This is a genomic window from Leptolyngbya sp. FACHB-261, from assembly GCF_014696065.1.
Taxonomy (GTDB): Bacteria; Cyanobacteriota; Cyanobacteriia; order FACHB-261; family FACHB-261; genus FACHB-261.
This window is the reverse complement of sequence record NZ_JACJPL010000002.1, coordinates 78,064-94,722: the sequence shown is the minus strand read 5'-3', so window position 1 is coordinate 94,722 and position 16,659 is coordinate 78,064. Positions and strand designations below refer to the sequence as shown.

Below are 16,659 nucleotides of genomic sequence, written 5' to 3'. Positions count from 1 at the left end.
TTGCCTCTCTCTAGATTTGGTTGAATGGGAAGGGAGGGGACGTGCTTCAAGGATTGGGGCGTATTGAGGGGACACCCAGCGTTGCCATATGGTTGGAACCATTGTTGTCTTTCTCATTGTTGGGCTGGTGATTACTGGGATTTTAATTAATCCTGTATCGGTTGAACGGCGGCGCAATCGTCTTAGACGACGTTCTTTTTCTCCGGTTTGGGCTGCGATTATTGAGCAGAATCTTGCCATTTATGCTCGTCTTTCTGTGGCTGATCAAAGGCGGCTTCAGGGGCATGTTCAGGTGTTTTTGGCGGAGAAGCAGTTTATTGGCTGTGCTGGTTTACAGGTCACTGAAGAAATGCGGCTGGTAATTGCGGCGGTGGCCTGTTTGCTGTTGCTGAACGAGCGTGGCAATTATTTCCCTCGGTTGCGTTCGGTGCTGGTTTATCCCACTGCTTATTTTGTTAATGAAACAGCTGCGTTAGGCAATTATGTGGTTGAGGAACGGCGGGTGGCGCGGCTGGGGGAGTCGTGGACGAATGACCAGTTAGTGTTGTCTTGGCAACAGGTGAAGCAAGACATGGGCAATTGGCGGGATGGGCATAATGTGGTTCTGCACGAGTTTGCCCATCAGTTGGATCAGGAGGATGGCAAGGCGGAGGGGGTGCCGATTTTGCGGCGGGATTCAGATTATTCGGTTTGGGCGCAGGTGATGGCGGCGGGATATGAGCAGCTTTGCCGAGATGTTGAGCGAGGCGCCACGACGGTGATGGATAGCTATGGCGCGACGAATCCGGCGGAGTTTTTTGCGGTGGCTACTGAGACGTTTTTTGAGAAGCCACAGGCGTTGCTGAAGAAGCACCCGGCGATTTATGAGCAGTTGCAACGCTACTATCAACTTGACCCGATGCAGTGGGTTTAGACGTTGCTGCTGGTTTCTTGATTGTCTGTTTGTATTGGCTTTCTCTTCTTTAGACTGTCAGCAGCGAAATTTATCTCTATACTGAGTTCAGGAATTCGTGTAAAGGCAATTTCTATGCCTACTTATGAAGAGGTACTTAGTTTAGCAAAGCAGCTTTTCTTGCCTGATCAAAGCCGGTTAATAGAGGCTCTGTCATCTTTAGTTCATCATGGGGTTGCGGTTGAAGATACAGATGAGTTCATTCCTGCTGAAGAGATTGCAGAGAGTGAGACTGCTTTGCAGGAATATTGGACAGGCTTGGATTGGGGCATGTCTTCAGAAGCCTTGAAGCAAAAGCTTTTCGGATGATGAAAACCGTTGTGTTAGCTGGCTTCCTTGGTAAACTATGTGGCGGCTTACTCAGTTTGACTTGAATGATTTTCGTTATCCGTACTCGCGCCACAAGACAGTTGGAACCCTCGAACACAAGAGATGTTTTATGAATCGCTGATCAATATTTGTCCTCGCCAAAATAATCGCTCAATGGAGATTCTGAATTCAGGGGGTCGGGAGCGAGTGAGCCAGATTACTCAGGATTTGGAGGTGTATGAAAGACTGGACTTCATCTCGGGAGCGCTATCTCCGTGAGCCGGTTTCCAATCGTTTGGGCGAACTTGCTGCAAATTTGGCTCGAATTAAATCTTTTTCCCGTAATGATCTGAATTGTGATGCGGTTGCCAGCTTGATTGAAGAAAGTAAGTTCTTCATTGAGTGGACAGCTATGGATGCAGGCATTGACAGAGCAGCAGAACTGGTTGAGATGCAAGTTCAATTGGCTCGGTGGCAGCTAAGTTGGAAAAGTATCTCGGCTGATTATTCGCAGCGGATGAAGGTTGCTGAGCAAGCGAAAGCCTGGTCAGATATTGTGCTGGAGATGTCGGGGTTGCTGTCCGAGCCAGTCCCACGTCATAGTCGAGGTTGAAACAATAGAGAGCGTATTTCTCTAGCAACATAGCTAGCTCTCTCTAGCCGTTGCCTATCTCCTCAAACACCACTTTGTCGTAGATGTCTGCGAGTGGCATTTGAAAGGGGATGGAGTTGAAGGAGACTATTTCATCGGCCTCGTCGTATTCGGAAAATGTCCACCGTTTTTGGTCGGTTTTGAAGTATTGCTCGATGTGCAAGGTGTATTGGTCAATCAGAAGATATTCCTGGAAACCTGGGATGGTTCGATAGGCTGAGAACTTGGCGTCTTTGTCGTAGTTGCGGGTGGAGCCTGATAGAACTTCAGCGATTATCAGTGGGTTGGTGATGGTGTCTCGTCGCCCTTCCTGAAATTGCAATTCGCCTTGAATGACCATGACATCGGGATAGGTGTAAATCTTTTTTCTGGGAATCCAGAGGCGTTGGTCTGCGACGAATACGCGATAGGGTTGACGCCTGAGGGTTAGGTTCAGGGTGCCGCTTAGGTTGAGGGCGATTTGATTGTGGTTTGGTGTTCCACCTGTCATCGTGGCAATTTCACCGTCAAGGTATTCATGGCGTTCTGCCGAATCAAGCTCAAGTTCTAGGTATTCTTCGGCTGTGTAATATTTTTTGTCCTTGGCTTGCATAATCATTTGATTTCTAGCTCCAAGGCTGCAGAAATGCTAGTTTGTCAAGACCTGCGTTTGATTGCTTTGCCCAAAGATATTTTACACGTTCAAGTAGTGAAGACAAGCTATTGTGAGCTGGACTCGCTTCTACTTGGTTGTGTATATCCTTAAAACCTCAAAGCCTACTTTTTCTAGTAATTCCCTATTTGTGGGATAACATCTCGATAAGTAGTCAGATTTATGGTACCTGTCCTAGAAAATGGCTATGTTCCCTACTAAGGATCGTAAAATGCAAAAAGTCTGGCATAAGCTTATTGAGTTTGAAACCCGTGACCTTGTAGAGCGAGCGCTCGAACGGAGACATGGACGCTCACCCTCAGCACGGGTTATCAATGAGGTAACATCAAATTTTATCCAAGCCAGAGAGTACTATCTCAATGCTGAGAAATCAGCGATAACAGTACGGCCTTTGCTTCTGTATTATGGTGTCCTTGCACTTAGTCGTGGTTTGATTCTAGCTCTTGATATTCAGCTTTCCGAATCTGCCCTTAAACCAGCACACGGTTTAGAAATAAAAGAATGGAGAGGAACACTGAAAAACGAACTGAGGAATGTATGCCTCCTTGAAATTGGTATTTCAGAAGGTGCCTTTTATGATCTTTTGAAAACGACTGAGAATAGAAGCTATTTTAGAGGTAACTGTAGCGAAGTTAATTGGATGTATTCTTTTGATTTGCCGAATCTTGGGACACGTTTGAGCTTTGAAGATATAATCAAGTGTATTCCTGATCTCTCAGAGGAATATAGGATTTGGAAAGATAAAGAATTTGTTGCTTCAGAATTAAAAGCTTTTAAGTCTTCAGAGCCAGAACATCACATTGCAACTCTAAAATTGCCAGTTGAAATAGAGCATTTGAAGCAGATTCTTCCGGTGGTGAATTGGAATATTCTAAATATAGATGTAAACCAGACAGAGATAAACGTAGACCTTCCCAAATCATATGTCCCTTACTTTGTGCAGAAGTTGCATGATCATGACTTTGTTGATATCGGGGATATTTATCTAGTTCCACCAATTCAAGAGAGTGTTTATCTCAACACGCTGTCTCTTTACTTCTCTGCGTCCTATGTTTTGGGTATGTTGACGAGGTACTTTCCATCGATATGGATTTCTCTAGGCCGCGTTGAGAAGGGCGATGGAATTTTCCCTTTAATAAATCGTTTGATGAGTCTTATACAGAACGATTATCCTCAAATTGTTCTGGACTTCTTGCGAAGCCCATATAAGTTCGAAACATAGCATTCCCTAAGGATCACAGCCATCCTATCCCTAGTTAATATATAGGTCGTGAGTGACTAAAAGTATGGCTGTCCGTTCTTGCTTTTCTCAGTGATTAGGTTTTCAGGGGTTACAGAATCATTACCTGACTTAGACACTTCGATAACCCTCTATGGACATTCTCCACATAAAATAGAGCTAAAGCTTGTCTGGCACTTCTGAAGGCAACCCAATGGTACAGGCCCTCTCTAAACCCATCACACTCGATGAGTTTCTGCAACTGCCGGAAACCAAACCTGCCAGCGAGTACATCGACGGTCAAATTATTCAGAAGCCAATGCCACAGGGCAAACACAGCACGATTCAGGGTGAGTTCGTCACAGCTATCAATAGCGTTGTAAAGCTCAAGAAGATTGCTCGTGCCTTTCCTGAGTTGCGCTGCACCTTTGGCGGACGTTCAACTGTGCCTGACATCTCTGTGTTTGCTTGGAACAGAATTCCCCGTGACGAGAACGGCGAAATTGCCAACACGTTTCAGGCTGCTCCAGATTGGACAATTGAAATCTTGTCACCCGATCAGAGCCAGACAAAAGTTACAAAGAATATTCTGCATTGCTTGAAATACGGAACGCAGATGGGCTGGCTGATTGATCCGGCGGAGCAAACGGTATTCGTTTATCTGCCTCAACAGCTACCAGAGGCATTTGATGAAGCAGCCGTTCAGTTGCCTGTGCCGTCCTTTGTGGGTGAGTTGCAGCTTACGGTTGGAGAGCTGTTTGGTTGGCTGTTGGAGTGAGGCCAAGCAGTTGATATTCGGCTAAGCAGGGCAGCATTCCCTTGGAGAAATATCTCAATCTACATTGACTGCCGTATTCTCTGCCGAAACTCTTTGACTGCTGACAAAGGTTGAGGATGCAAGATATAGGCTTTCAGAAGCTCTAGCTCTAACTTGGGCAACAGCTCGCTGCGAGTAACCTTCTCGTACTGCCCCTCTCTCAAGCAATAGATAGACAACTGCTCATCCTGCCAGAACCAGATCTCAGGAATCTTGAGCCGTTGGTAAACCGTTAGTTTATCGATGCCGCCGCTTGTGAGAGATACCTCTACCACTAAATCAGGAACGTCCTTTTCGACTCCGAGGCAATAGCTTTCATCCGGTTCACTGCCACCTCGCTGCTGCTCACTGCGAAAGGTCGTTGAACCCAAAGGAAAATACTCGGTATCTGTTTCCTCAAAATAGGCTTCTAGCAAAATTGCAATGCGTTTTTTGATGCCCTCTTGACGACGGCTCGGCGCTACAACTTCCAATTCCCCATCTAAATAAGTGAGACGCAGCGAAGCCCTATCTTCGAGTTTGCAGATCAAGGCTTCATAGTATTGCCAACTCACACCACTCATCAGGAGGCAAAGCCCCCGCTCCAGCACTCCCGGATAGTCCTGTTCCAAGTCATGAATTAGCTCGGCTAGCATGGGCTGCACTCTCCGGTGGGTCTATCGCTGAATCACTTTCACCTGGTCCTGGTCTATTGAGGTGATATTATCGCCCCCTCTGTTGCTATCTCTACAATAGGTCCGCCTGATCGTGCTCTGGATCGAGATTGCTGTGAGTTGGCGTGATGCCAAGCCGTTGATATTTGGCTAACCCAAGACCCCATCCCCCACCCAAGGGAGTGAGGGCATGGTTAGGTCTCTAAAAGCCTTAGCTCTGTCGCGCCTTGTCCTCCTCGGCAGGTAGGTTTGCAGGAGCTACAGCATCACCGTTGTAGATATTCCAACCCGGATGCTCGGACTCAAACAACCACTTGAACTTGCCCGGTTGGTTGCCCTCGCCGTGCGCAAGCTTGAGTGCTGCATGGCCCAAATAGTAAAACGTTGCTCCTACAGGGAGCATGCCAAACGTATAGACAGACCTGGTCATCGGTAAACCCTCAAAAAATCAGCAGAGGAAAACCGGGGCAGTCAGAAAGCCCCCTAATACAGAAAGCTAGGTAACAGCGACTACCCTGGTAGCCGCCTGCGGTACCCCTAGACCTCGGTCCAGAGTTGGGGGCAGTCGATTAGACTACCCTTAGCCCCTAGTCCTTGTCATGGTCTAGGGGTTAGTCCTGGCAGGGTGTTATAACCGCCCTACCAGGACGACAACCGCAAGCGGCTGAGGTGTAAATTACACCAGCTAGCTCGATCTGGCAAGTGGGTAGGGCACATTGATGTCACTGAGGGTGAGCGGGGAGAGGAGTGAGCTGACGTTCCAGGACCGGTTGGTCACCAGCGGGACAAAATTAGTCACTAATCCAAAAAGTTTGGTCACCACGCAAAAGATTTGGTTACCAACGGAACAAAATTAGTCACCAACTCAAAAGATTTAGTTACTAACCCAAAAGATTTAGTCACCACACAAAAGATTTGGTTACTAAAACTATAAAATTAGTCGCCAGCGTAAACTTTTGTGTTGCACCCGTAAAAACCCCTAGGGGTATGGCACATCCCCCCGTCCGTACCCAGAATTGCGAAATCTCGTAGAGACACAGCACTCACCAGGGCCACCGCAAACTCCCGCAAGAGCATGGCATTGCTATGCCCTTACCCAGGCATCTCGCTGCGTTCTCGCCTAAGGCGGCTCCTCCCCTTAGCAAGGGGAGGTTGGGAGGGGTTATTCGTAGCGATTAAACAGTGAGTTGGTTTTACCCAAAAAAATAGGGACACAGCATTGCCATGTCCCTACAGAGAGCTATTGTTTTCACTGGCTTTTATTGGTCACTGGCCTGAAGCAGCCGCGTGACCTCTGCGTGGGCCATCACCACACCTGGCTCATCTTGAAGAGCCTGATAGTACCTTCTAGCGAATGCATTGCCCGTTTCTGACGGGACCAGCAACTCACGAGCATAGGTAACCACATCTTGAGCTTCACCAGGAGCAATCGGTTCATCACCATGCAGCATTTCATCAATGCGCACAATCAGATCCGAAATGCGGCGCAGCCAAGCAAATTGCTCGTGTTCGAGAACCAATTGCAGCAGTTCGCCACCCGTTACCCGACCTCGCGCCTGCTCATAAGAAATGCGCTCTGATTCCAGCAGCACCTTATGCAGGGCCAATAACTTATTACGCAAATCCCGCAAATTTTGATGTTGCTGGATCCGTTGCAGCAGCGTATTAGACATTGATTCTACCCATCCTTCCATTACGATAATCTTCGATGGCCTGAAGAATTTCGGCCTCGGTATTCATCACAAACGGACCGTAGCGAACCACCGGCTCATTGAGGGGCACACCCCCGATTAACAGAACATCAAGCGGTGTTGTCGCAGTAGCTGGATTCGTGATTTTTACCGCTTCCCCATCTTGCGCGAACAGCACCATTTGCCCATCGCCCGCCTGCTCCTCACTGCCCCCAAATACCCCTTCACCATCCAGAACATAGGCAAAGGTATTGTAAGTTTCTGGCACTGGTTGAACCACAGTGGCTCCCGGTTGCAGCGTGAAATGTAGATACAGAATCGGGGTCTGAGTTTCAATCACCGCCTTGGCTCCCAGTGCTTCCCCAGCAATCACCTTCACCTTCACAGAACCATCGCTGGTTTGCGCAGTTGGGATGCGAGCTGCTGAAATTTCCTGATAGCGCGGTGGCATCATTTTGTCACGCTGGGGCAAATTCACCCAGAGTTGTAGCCCGTGTAGCCGTCCACCCGTGCGGGTAAACTCCTGCTCCGGCATCTCTGAATGCACCACTCCGGCCCCTGCCGTCATCCACTGCACATCCCCCGGTCCTAGCTTACCTGCATGACCTTCAGAGTCTTTGTGCTCCAAACGCCCTTCTAGAACATAGCTGACCGTCTCAAAACCACGATGGGGATGGTCTGGGGCACCTTTGGCTTGACCGGGCTCAAGCTGCATCGGACCCATTTCATCTAGGAGCAGAAAGGGATCAAAACCTGCAAAGCTGCTCTTTGGGAAGGGACGACGCACCAAGAACCCAGCACCCTCTAGGGTTTCCACACTGCTGATTACGCCAGCACTCGTCCGTAATGCCTGGGCTTGTGTCTGGGTTTGTGTCTGGGTTTGTGCGGTCATGGTCCCTCCTAAATCGAACTCTTTGATTTGTCCCATATCCGACTAGTCATATAGTAGCATGGAGGGACCGGGAGGGTCATAGTACGGCTTCCACAACCACTTTTTCGGTAAACCGTCTCGCAAATTGTCTATGTCATTGGCGCACGCAATCTTGGGTCTGCTTGAGCAGGAAGAGATGACTGGCTACGACCTCAAAACCAACTGCTTTGATCAGTGCATTGCTCACTTATGGCCCGCTGACCAGGCCCAAATTTACAGAACCCTCGACAAGCTAGTCGAGCAGGGCTGGATTGCCTGTACCGTCGAAGTTCAGCAAGAGCGTCCCAACCGCAAGGTCTATCGCCTAACCGAAGCTGGGAAAGCCGAATTGAACCGCTGGATCCAGCAACCTCAGTCTCTGCCTACGATGCGGGATCCGCTGCTGATTCAGCTGTATTTCGCCGCACAATTGCCCAATGACGCAATCATCCAGTTACTCGCGGAGCAACTAGACGCTCGCCGCGACAAGCTAGCCGAGTGCCAAGCGATTGAGCTACCCAGCCTCGATGACGCCTCAGCCACTCGGGACCAGCTCATGCAACGGTTGGTCCTAGAGTCGGTGATTCAACGCGAGCAGACTTATATTGACTGGTTGAAAACAGCAATGGAGACATTGAGCAACCGCTAGTCTGCTTGCAGCGGACGAGCAATCTAGACCCGAAAGACTCGTCAGATCAGGCAAGCCGTGGAACGGAAGCTGGCTCCGTCTGTGGTGCCAGTGCCCCCTCCTGTGCCCCTTCCACCAATGCTTGGTCAGATTCTGGGTCGATAAGGCACTCCAGGGCCACCTCAGGTTCAGCATGAGCCATTGGGTTGACGAAGAACGGACCCGTTTGCGGGGGCAGGGTCGGGTCAAGCAACAGCTCAACAATCGTCCGCACCGTACCGGCCAGGGGAATCGCCAGAATCACCCCCAGCAAGCCACCGACTTGCCCCCCCAGCAGTAGGGCCGCCAGCACCATTGCCGGACTCAAGCCGGTCAGGTTGCCTAAAACGCGAGGTGCCAAGACGTTGTCCTTAACTTGCTGAATCAGGATGGCCGTCCCTACTACTTGCACCGCTGTCCACCAATCGATAAAGGCCACCACAATGCCAACCGTGGCAATGCCCAGGGTCGCCCCAATGAAAGGGATGACTTCCATCAGACCAATAAAGGTGGCAAAGACCAGGAAGAACGGCACCTTGAGCCAGCCGAACGCCAGCGACAGGGACGCGGCCATGAACAGCCCCAGCAATAGTTGTCCAGAGAAGAACCCTTGTAGGTTGCGGCGAAACGACTGGGTTAGAAAATCGCGAATCGGTGGCGAGAAGAAGCTAGTCACGCCGTTCCACAACCGCTGTCCATCCACCAGCATGTAGAACGAGATCACCAGAATCAGAATCAGATCCAAGACCCAGTTGAACGTGCCCAAGAGCAGGCCCAGGCCACGGGTTGGGATCGTTTCGGCCTGCTCTTGGAGCTGGGCCAGGATTTGCTCCTCCAGCATCGGCACAGCGAAGCGGATGTGATGACTTCTGCTCCAATTCTGCAGCTCTGCCAATTGCTCCTGTCCAGATCCAATCAAGTCTGGCAGGTTGACGAGCAGCTGTTGGGCCTGGTTGAGGACGGGAGGGGCGATGGTGACGCCAAGCAGCCCAACGACGACTCCAGCCAGCAGATAAACTAAGCCTGCTGCGAGCCCCCGAGACATGAAAGGTCGCAGTCTTAGCACTGCATAATTCAACAGAAATGCAATCAACCCAGCGGTTACTAAAATGCTGATTAACTCACTGAAATAGCTCACCGCGTTCAGGGTCATCCAGCCTGTAATCAGTATCAGAACCCAAGTGACTAGAAGCTGTTGCAGTGGCGTAAACAGACGATTCATTGCGCTCCGGAGTTCTGAAGATTCAACCAGCATAACCATCAGGTCTTGCCGTTAGCCTAGCAGTCCCAAAACCCTTCTGTACTAAGGCTTAGGAGAGAGTTTAAGCAAGGCAGGCTTCCGAGCAGACCGGCTATCTGGACGGCTATCTGGGTCTGCTCTCTAGATTAATGATGCAGGTTAATCTGCATAGCTTCGATTTATATAGAACCAATCTGCATAACTCTGTATAACTAAGGCTGGGGCAGACAAAAATAAGAGTCGATTGTCAAGACATCCAAATTCCTAGCGCAGGGATGAGGCTGCCACCGCTACAATCAAGGGCCTAGGGCTTTAAGAGATTTTACCTCCGTGTGCCAACTACTAGGAATGAACTGCAATGTACCGACTGATATCTGCTTTTCATTCGAGGGGTTCTCGGCCCGAGGTGGAAAAACAGACGAACACCAGGATGGTTGGGGCATTGCCTTTTTTGAAGGGGTTGGCTGTCGGGTCTTTCTGGATGAAAAACCATCGGTTGTCTCACCGATTGCTGAGTTAGTGCGTCAGTATCCGATTAAGTCCACCCATGTAATTGCGCATATTCGCAAAGCAACTTTTGGGGTTGTTGCCTTAGAAAATTGTCACCCCTTTCAGCGGGAATTGTGGGGACGCTATTGGGTGTTTGCGCACAATGGCGACTTGCCCGATTTCTACCCAGAAGATACAAGGTTTTATCGTCCTGTCGGCCAAACTGATAGTGAACGGGCTTTCTGTCTGATTCTGAATAGGCTGCGGCAGTCTTTTCCGGACAGCAAGCCACCGCTAGAAAGTCTCTACTCGGTGTTAGCGGCAGTGACTGCCGAGATTGCCAGTAAGGGCACGTTTAATTTCCTGCTCTCGGATGGCGAACACTTTTTCGCCCACTGCGCAACTAAGCTCTGCTACATTGTGCGGCAAGCTCCTTTTGCGGCTGCCCACTTGGTTGATGCCGATCTCACGGTGGATTTTCAAGAACTAACGACGCCAAGTGACCGAGTCGCAGTCATTGCCACAGTTCCCTTAACTGACAACGAGGTCTGGACGACTCTTGAACCAGGGGAGCTATTAGTGTTTCGCGATGGTTTGCCGTTGAAGCCTGAGAAAGCTTGAGATAAGAAGCTTGAGATAAAAAGCTTGAATCAATTAGCCACTGCTGCACTGTCCTGCGCTTGCCCCCAATGCTTGCAGATCTACTTTCGTGTGCTTGCAGGATTGCTGAAGCTCGACCTGTTTGGACATCACTTAAGCCTGTTGTTATAAGCAACCGGTCTAAAACATAACCTTCGCCATCTTCCAAAGACTGTTGAGGTCTGCGTTCGCTCTTGCCCGACCATAGCCGTTGCCCCTGGCAATAGCCTCTTGTAGAGCATCGCGCTTCAAGACGCTTAAGTTGAATTTAAGTTAGAACCTATCTTCAAGAACTTGCCTGGACTGCGTTAGCTAAACGCTGAAGAATAGAGGTCGTTCGGAATCAGGGGAAACACCTCTTGCAATCCTTAGTGCTGAAGGACGCACACTCGTCGCGATCGAGAACTAAAAGACTTGAATTCTCATGAATGAGGAGAAGCCATGAACAAACAGACCACCACTAATGCCCCTATACCCCGCCGTATGTTGTTAACCGGCTTTGGCTTCGTGGTAGGTGCCGCTGCACCGTTGGCGATCGCTGCGGCTAGAAAACAAGATAATTCCATGACTGCACAATCCGACGAGGTCAAGAATAAAGAGATAGTACGCCAAGGCTTTGCTAGATGGGCAAGCGGCACTGGCAGCTTTTTCGATCTGCTGGCTGATGACGTGGAATGGACAATTACAGGCCGTAGTCCCATTTCCAAAACCTACACCAGCCGCAAACAGTTCTTGGAAGAGGCTATAGCGCCAATCAACGAGCGATTGAGCGTGAGAATAGTGCCCAGGCTGCGGGGCATTTATGCCGAGGGCAATATGGTTATTGCCCTCTGGGATGGAACGGGTACAGCCAAAGACGGCAAACCGTATCGCAACACCTATTCCTGGTATATGACCATGCAAAACGGGCGTATTGTAAAGGTAGTGGCATTCTTCGATACGATTGAGCTTGCCGACCTGTGGAACCGCATTCCTGCTTGAAGCTCAAGCAGCTAGCGAGCGAAGATCCGCTGAGTTCACCTCACAGGCATTGCTCCAGTGGTGCCTCGTCAAGAGGCATCATCTGCCATTGCCAACTCTGAAGTCTCAACCGAGTAGTATTGCACTTCAGATTAGATAAAAAAGTTTTCGCGGTTCTTTTAATTATTTTTTATCTACCTGTTCGATCCTCATAGTTCTGTGTAAGACATTATTTTGTTTGAGATAACGGACATGAGTTTAACTGATAGAACGAACTCTCCCTAACAGTTCAAGGCGACCGGAAAGTTCTCGCGACTCTTCTAATTGAACTTGAGGGAGTAAAGGGGCACCTTGAACTGTTTACAACTATCGTGCTTAGGGCTGAACGGGAAGATTTCTAGCTCTAGCTAAGGAAACGCTCACTCGTTTAGTAAACCTTACCTTGTGGAGAAATAGTCATGTTTGCAAACCAAATGAATCAGAATGGTCTTGTGGTGGAACCTAGCCAGGGAGCATCTTACTGGGTGCTGGGTGACCTGTATACCTTTAAGACCGTGAGCAAAGATACAAATGGAACGTATTCGCTGATGGAAATGATCGTTTATCCCCAAACTGGTTCACCTCCTCACATTCACAGCCGCGAAGATGAGTCCTTCTTAGTTCAATCTGGAGAAATTCAGTTTCAAATTGATGGACAAACCCTTGTAGCAACGCCCGGAACCTTTATCTACTCGCCTCGAGGACAGCGCCATCTGTTTGCCAACGTCAGTGGCCAAACTGCAAAGATGTTGTGCTGGGTGACCCCTGCTGGACTGGAGCAGTTTTTCATGGAAATTGGCACTCCAGCTGATGATCTAACTGCAGCACCCCCGCCTGTCACAGAGGCGGATATCCAAAAGACAATCGCCGTGGCTCCCCAATATGGTCTGACTATTCTGCCTCCAGACTCCGCGAGCCATTAAACCTGCGCGAGCACATTTAATCGCTATACACCCACCCCTCCCACCCTCCCTTTGCCAAGGGGAGGAGCCGTAGGCTGGGGTTCTGATTGGTGGCTCTCACTTAGAGCATTGGTACAAGGGATCTGTTGATGTCACCGGCTGACGCACAAGCCGCGCCTGGTGTTGGAGCCCCTTAGGGCAAGGCGCGGAACTGTCTGAGTGCCTGCCGATTTTGAGAAAGGCTCAACCGAGCCGTATTGCACTCCAGATTGGTAAAAAAGTTTTCACCTTTCTTTTAATTATCTTTTATCTGCCTGTTCGACACTCATGGTTGTGTGTAAAACATTATTCCATGAGAGGTAGTGAACATGAATTTAAATTATGGAATGAACTCCTTCCTGCCAGCTCAAGCTGATCGCAAAAATCTCGCGATTCTCCTAATTGAACTTGAGGAAATAGAGGAGCAGATCGACTGTTTACAACAATCACGTTTAGAACTGCTTGAGAAGATTTCTAGCCACAGAGAGGCTCGCTCGTTTAGTAGACCTCAGCTTGTAGAGAAATAGTCACGTTTGCAAATTAAATGAATCAGAATGGTGGTTGCAACCCAGCCAGGGAACGTCATACTGGATGCTGAGTGACTTGTATACCTTTAAGACCGTGAGCAAAGATCCGAATTGATTAGTGTAAGGGGCACTTTTAGATGGTGGGGAAAGGTTGGTACCGTGCTATTTCCAGTGTTCGAACGCGGCTGCTTGTCTGGTATTTTCTGCTGACGACAGGGACAGTCTTTATCTCAATCAAAACCACTTATAGTATCTTTTGTGCTCGCATTGGAGTTCAGGCAGAAAATTCAGCCCTGCAACAGGCCAACCAACTTAATGTGCTGGTTGAAAAGTATCGGCTAAAAGGCAAGCAAGGACCTGACAATATTGATACCCTATTCCAGTGGTTGCTTTCCAGCTATGTGCCAACTCGCGGTGAATATATTATTACGCTGGTGGGCAATCGTATCCACGAAACCAAACCAGAACTTCCGTCCGATGTACTGGAGCAGCATCCCGGATTAGTTCAAACCTGGGCAGGTCTTGCTAAGGAACAACGGCAACACATAGAAACCCAGGGGCAGCACCTTTACTACGTAGCGAAACCTGTGGTCTGGAATAGGACCCAGGAAACAGGTTCGATCGTGGTTTTGAATGACAGTACGACTGAGTACCAGATAGCAGAGAGCGCGATCGGATTGGTCATGCGGATGACCTTTGGGTTACTGCTGATCTTCTTTTTGCTTGCCTGGTTCACCGCTGGACGTGTGCTGTACCCTTTACGACTGCTGACCAAAACGGCTCACTCCATTACCGAATCCGATATGACTCAACGGATTCCTGTACAGGGGAAAGACGAGATCGCGGAATTGGCAACAACCGTGAACGAAATGCTCGATCGTCTGCAAGCCGCATTTGATAGCCAAAAGGAGTTTTTGAAAGATGCCAGCCACGAGTTGAGAACCCCCATTACGGTCATTCAAGGGCATCTGGAAATGCTGAAATATCAGCCCCAGAAGGAAGAAACCATCGCCCTGGTAATGGACGAATTGGAACGGATGAGTCGTTTGGTCAACGATTTGTTGTTGTTGGCAAAAGCAGAGCGATCCGATTTTTTGCGGTTGAAGCCGGAAGAGTTGGACTGGCTGACAGAGGAAATTTATCTCAAAGCTCGGGGACTTGCCAAACGAGATTGGCGCTTAGAGTCAAAGGGCTTAAGCCCAATCACGGTGGATCGGCAACGCCTGACCCAAGCTGTCATGAATCTGGTGCAGAATGCTATCCGCCACACCAAAGTAGGAGATACGATTGCCCTCGGCTCTGCCGTCAAAGGCGATCGTGCTTACTTCTGGGTCCGTGATACCGGTGAAGGCATCAGCCCAGACGACCAGAAACGAATTTTCGAGCGATTTGTGCGTGCAACGGGCGATTTGCAGAGTGAAGGCTATGGGTTGGGGTTGTCGATTGTGGCAGCCATTGCCCAATCCCACGGAGGGCAGGTGGAGCTGGTCAGCCAGCTTGGTCATGGCTCTACCTTCATGATCGTCCTTCCCCTAGTGCAAGATGCCGTTACGTCAACGACGCTAAATGCCCGCCATCCTATCCTTCCATCTTCCTGAAGTTGGGTTGGATTGACTTAGATTGACTTGGATTGAGCTGGCTTGGATCGAGTTGGCTTGGATTGAGTTGATTTGGATCAGAAAATCCCAAGGCAACCTCGCTGTTCGGATCTGCAACCTCATTCAAGGGGCCATAAAAGGGCCATAGATCTGATCTGTCAGCAATAGGTGCCAGTAAGATGAGTCAGCAATAGTAAAGGAAATATAAAAAACTTTTCACGAAGCGTTTACCCCTAATTTATCCACTCGCTTAAAACTTTGAAATATATAGGTGCAACGCTTCTGTTCTCTAGTCCTTCAAGTCCTGTGAACTATGAGCAACGTTGACTCTTCGGTGCCAACTTCTGAACAGTCGAACCCTGTCTCTGAAACTCCAGTCCCTGAAACCCCAGTCTCTGAAACTGTCCCTGAAACCCCATCACAGACATCCTCTCCAAACCGTTGGCTGTGGGTAGTGCTGGCAGTGATGGTGACAACGGGTGGGATTGCAACCTGGCGATCGCTGGCAGCAGGTCCGGCCTCGGAGCCTGCCGTTGCCCAACAAGGTCCGCCCCCCAGAGCGGTGGAAACGACTGCCCTGACCCAGGGGACCTCTGCCCGGCAAGTACAACTTTTGGGTCAGGTGGAAGCATCGGAACGGGCGACCGTCCGCGCTCAAACCAGTGGGGTAATTCAACAGCTTCTGGTGCAACCGGGCGAGCGAGTTCAACCGGGAATGACAATCGCTGTGCTGGATGGCGCGGATCAACAATTGGCTCTATCGCAGGCGGAGGCACGGTTGGCCCAGCAGCGCAGCAACCTGGCACGGTTAACCGTGGGCACCCGTCCTGAAATCATTGCCCAACGGGAAGCAGCCCTGAGTGCGGCGACCGCGCGGGAACAGGAAGCAATCGATAACCTCAGGCGCACCGAAACCCTGGTGCAGGAAGGCGCGCTCTCCCAACGGGGACTGATTGAAGCCCGATCTGCGGTAGATGCAGCACGAGGGGAACGGCTGGAAGCTCAGGCACAACTAGCAGAGGCGCAGGCAGGCCCAATTCGGGAAGAAATCGACGCCCAACGGGCGAACATGGCAGCCGCACAAGCGGAAGTAAATCAGGCAAAGCTCGCCCAATTGCGGACGCAGGTGAAGGCAACCTCTACCGGAGTGGTGGAGCGTCGTCTCGTCAGCCGGGGTGACTATGTGCAAAACAATGGAGAACTGGTGTCGCTGATTTCGGGCGATCGTCTCGACATCTTTTTGGAATTGCCGGAAGAGTTAACGGGACGAGTGACGCCGGGAATGCCGATTCAGCTGACCTCACGGGCATTGCCCCAGTGGAACCAGCGCACCACTGTCACCGCAGTAGTGCCTGCGGCAGATTCCGCTTCCCGGCGACAACGGGTACGGGTGCGCCTAGAGAATGTGGGGCAGCGGTTGCTCCCCGGTATGGCAATCACTGGAACCTTGGGCTTGCCCTCAAACCGCCCCAGTTTTGTGGTTTCCCGCGATACGCTGACCCAGCGACAGAATCAGTGGTTGGTGTTTGCGCTCGCCGAGGGCAAGGCGAAGCAAATCCCGGTGGAAATGGTGACTGACATGGGTGAAACCGTTGCCATTTATAGCAGCGAACTGCAACCGGGGCAGGAAATTGTCTTGCGGGGTGGCGATACGCTGCGAGACGGTGCGCCCGTAAAAGTTGTTCAGAACAACCAACCGTAAAG

The 16,659-nt window shown here is 50.1% G+C and carries 17 protein-coding genes and 1 pseudogene; 12 read left to right on the top strand and 6 right to left on the bottom strand.

All coding sequences use genetic code 11. From position 1 onward, the window contains the following. Window positions 1-88 precede the first annotated feature (88 nt). From H6F94_RS02590 to H6F94_RS02580, 4 genes and pseudogenes are all read left to right on the top strand, one after another. Window positions 89-913: a M90 family metallopeptidase gene (locus H6F94_RS02590; RefSeq protein ID WP_190800688.1), complete on the top strand. Its 825-nt coding sequence runs from the start codon at window positions 89-91 to the stop codon at window positions 911-913. A gap of 114 nt (window positions 914-1,027) precedes the next feature. After that, a complete protein-coding gene (locus tag H6F94_RS02585) occupies window positions 1,028-1,261 on the top strand; it encodes a hypothetical protein (protein WP_190800687.1) in 234 nt (77 codons plus the stop codon). A 111-nt stretch (window positions 1,262-1,372) separates the two neighbouring features. Continuing rightward, a pseudogene (locus H6F94_RS33400) lies at window positions 1,373-1,540 on the top strand (DUF5674 family protein); the annotation flags it as partial. Further along, the gene (locus H6F94_RS02580) at window positions 1,500-1,874 is read left to right on the top strand and encodes a hypothetical protein (protein ID WP_190800686.1); all 375 of its coding nucleotides are present in this window, start codon (window positions 1,500-1,502) and stop codon (window positions 1,872-1,874) included. The pseudogene H6F94_RS33400 and the gene H6F94_RS02580, both read left to right, overlap by 41 nt. 43 nt (window positions 1,875-1,917) lie before the next feature. Here the strand turns inward: H6F94_RS02580 and H6F94_RS02575 are convergent, their stop codons facing one another. After that, a complete protein-coding gene (locus H6F94_RS02575) occupies window positions 1,918-2,511 on the bottom strand; it encodes a Uma2 family endonuclease (protein WP_190800685.1) in 594 nt (197 codons plus the stop codon). Between the two features lie 265 nt (window positions 2,512-2,776). Between H6F94_RS02575 and H6F94_RS02570 the strand changes: the two genes are divergently transcribed. Beyond that, window positions 2,777-3,787, top strand: coding sequence for a YaaC family protein (locus tag H6F94_RS02570; RefSeq protein ID WP_190800684.1), 1,011 nt, complete (start codon window positions 2,777-2,779; stop codon window positions 3,785-3,787). 184 nt (window positions 3,788-3,971) lie between these two features. Beyond that, complete coding sequence (locus tag H6F94_RS02565; RefSeq protein ID WP_524537847.1) at window positions 3,972-4,562, top strand: Uma2 family endonuclease; 591 nt, start codon at window positions 3,972-3,974, stop codon at window positions 4,560-4,562. A 59-nt stretch (window positions 4,563-4,621) separates the two neighbouring features. On the opposite strand, the gene H6F94_RS02560 is transcribed toward H6F94_RS02565, so the two are convergent. From H6F94_RS02560 to H6F94_RS02545, 4 genes are all read right to left on the bottom strand, one after another. After that, window positions 4,622-5,236 (bottom strand): Uma2 family endonuclease, encoded by a 615-nt coding sequence (locus H6F94_RS02560; RefSeq protein ID WP_190800683.1) that lies wholly within the window; start codon window positions 5,234-5,236, stop codon window positions 4,622-4,624. A 229-nt stretch (window positions 5,237-5,465) separates the two neighbouring features. Continuing rightward, window positions 5,466-5,684 carry a hypothetical protein gene (locus H6F94_RS02555; RefSeq protein ID WP_190800682.1) on the bottom strand — a complete coding sequence of 73 codons (219 nt, stop codon included), beginning with the start codon at window positions 5,682-5,684 and terminating at the stop codon, window positions 5,466-5,468. A gap of 829 nt (window positions 5,685-6,513) precedes the next feature. After that, window positions 6,514-6,927 carry a hypothetical protein gene (locus H6F94_RS02550; protein ID WP_190800681.1) on the bottom strand — a complete coding sequence of 138 codons (414 nt, stop codon included), beginning with the start codon at window positions 6,925-6,927 and terminating at the stop codon, window positions 6,514-6,516. Then, entirely contained in the window at window positions 6,920-7,837 is a 918-nt protein-coding gene (locus H6F94_RS02545) for a pirin family protein (RefSeq protein ID WP_190800680.1), read from the bottom strand. The genes H6F94_RS02550 and H6F94_RS02545 overlap by 8 nt, the downstream gene beginning before the upstream one ends. A gap of 130 nt (window positions 7,838-7,967) precedes the next feature. Between H6F94_RS02545 and H6F94_RS02540 the strand changes: the two genes are divergently transcribed. After that, window positions 7,968-8,504 carry a PadR family transcriptional regulator gene (locus tag H6F94_RS02540; RefSeq protein ID WP_190800679.1) on the top strand — a complete coding sequence of 179 codons (537 nt, stop codon included), beginning with the start codon at window positions 7,968-7,970 and terminating at the stop codon, window positions 8,502-8,504. A gap of 46 nt (window positions 8,505-8,550) precedes the next feature. On the opposite strand, the gene H6F94_RS02535 is transcribed toward H6F94_RS02540, so the two are convergent. Then, the gene (locus tag H6F94_RS02535; RefSeq protein WP_190800678.1) at window positions 8,551-9,744 is read right to left on the bottom strand and encodes an AI-2E family transporter; all 1,194 of its coding nucleotides are present in this window, start codon (window positions 9,742-9,744) and stop codon (window positions 8,551-8,553) included. A 348-nt stretch (window positions 9,745-10,092) separates the two neighbouring features. On the opposite strand from H6F94_RS02535, the gene H6F94_RS02530 reads away from it, so the two are divergent. From H6F94_RS02530 to H6F94_RS02510, 5 genes are all read left to right on the top strand, one after another. Continuing rightward, on the top strand, window positions 10,093-10,872 hold the full coding sequence (locus H6F94_RS02530) for a class II glutamine amidotransferase (protein WP_190800677.1): 780 nt from the start codon (window positions 10,093-10,095) through the stop codon (window positions 10,870-10,872). Between the two features lie 459 nt (window positions 10,873-11,331). Then, window positions 11,332-11,871: a nuclear transport factor 2 family protein gene (locus tag H6F94_RS02525; RefSeq protein WP_199320154.1), complete on the top strand. Its 540-nt coding sequence runs from the start codon at window positions 11,332-11,334 to the stop codon at window positions 11,869-11,871. A 437-nt stretch (window positions 11,872-12,308) separates the two neighbouring features. Continuing rightward, window positions 12,309-12,812: a quercetin 2,3-dioxygenase gene (locus tag H6F94_RS02520; protein ID WP_190800676.1), complete on the top strand. Its 504-nt coding sequence runs from the start codon at window positions 12,309-12,311 to the stop codon at window positions 12,810-12,812. A gap of 682 nt (window positions 12,813-13,494) precedes the next feature. Then, window positions 13,495-14,955, top strand: coding sequence for a sensor histidine kinase (locus H6F94_RS02515; protein WP_190800675.1), 1,461 nt, complete (start codon window positions 13,495-13,497; stop codon window positions 14,953-14,955). 313 nt (window positions 14,956-15,268) lie between these two features. Continuing rightward, window positions 15,269-16,657: an efflux RND transporter periplasmic adaptor subunit gene (locus tag H6F94_RS02510; RefSeq protein WP_190800674.1), complete on the top strand. Its 1,389-nt coding sequence runs from the start codon at window positions 15,269-15,271 to the stop codon at window positions 16,655-16,657. Window positions 16,658-16,659: the final 2 nt, after the last annotated feature.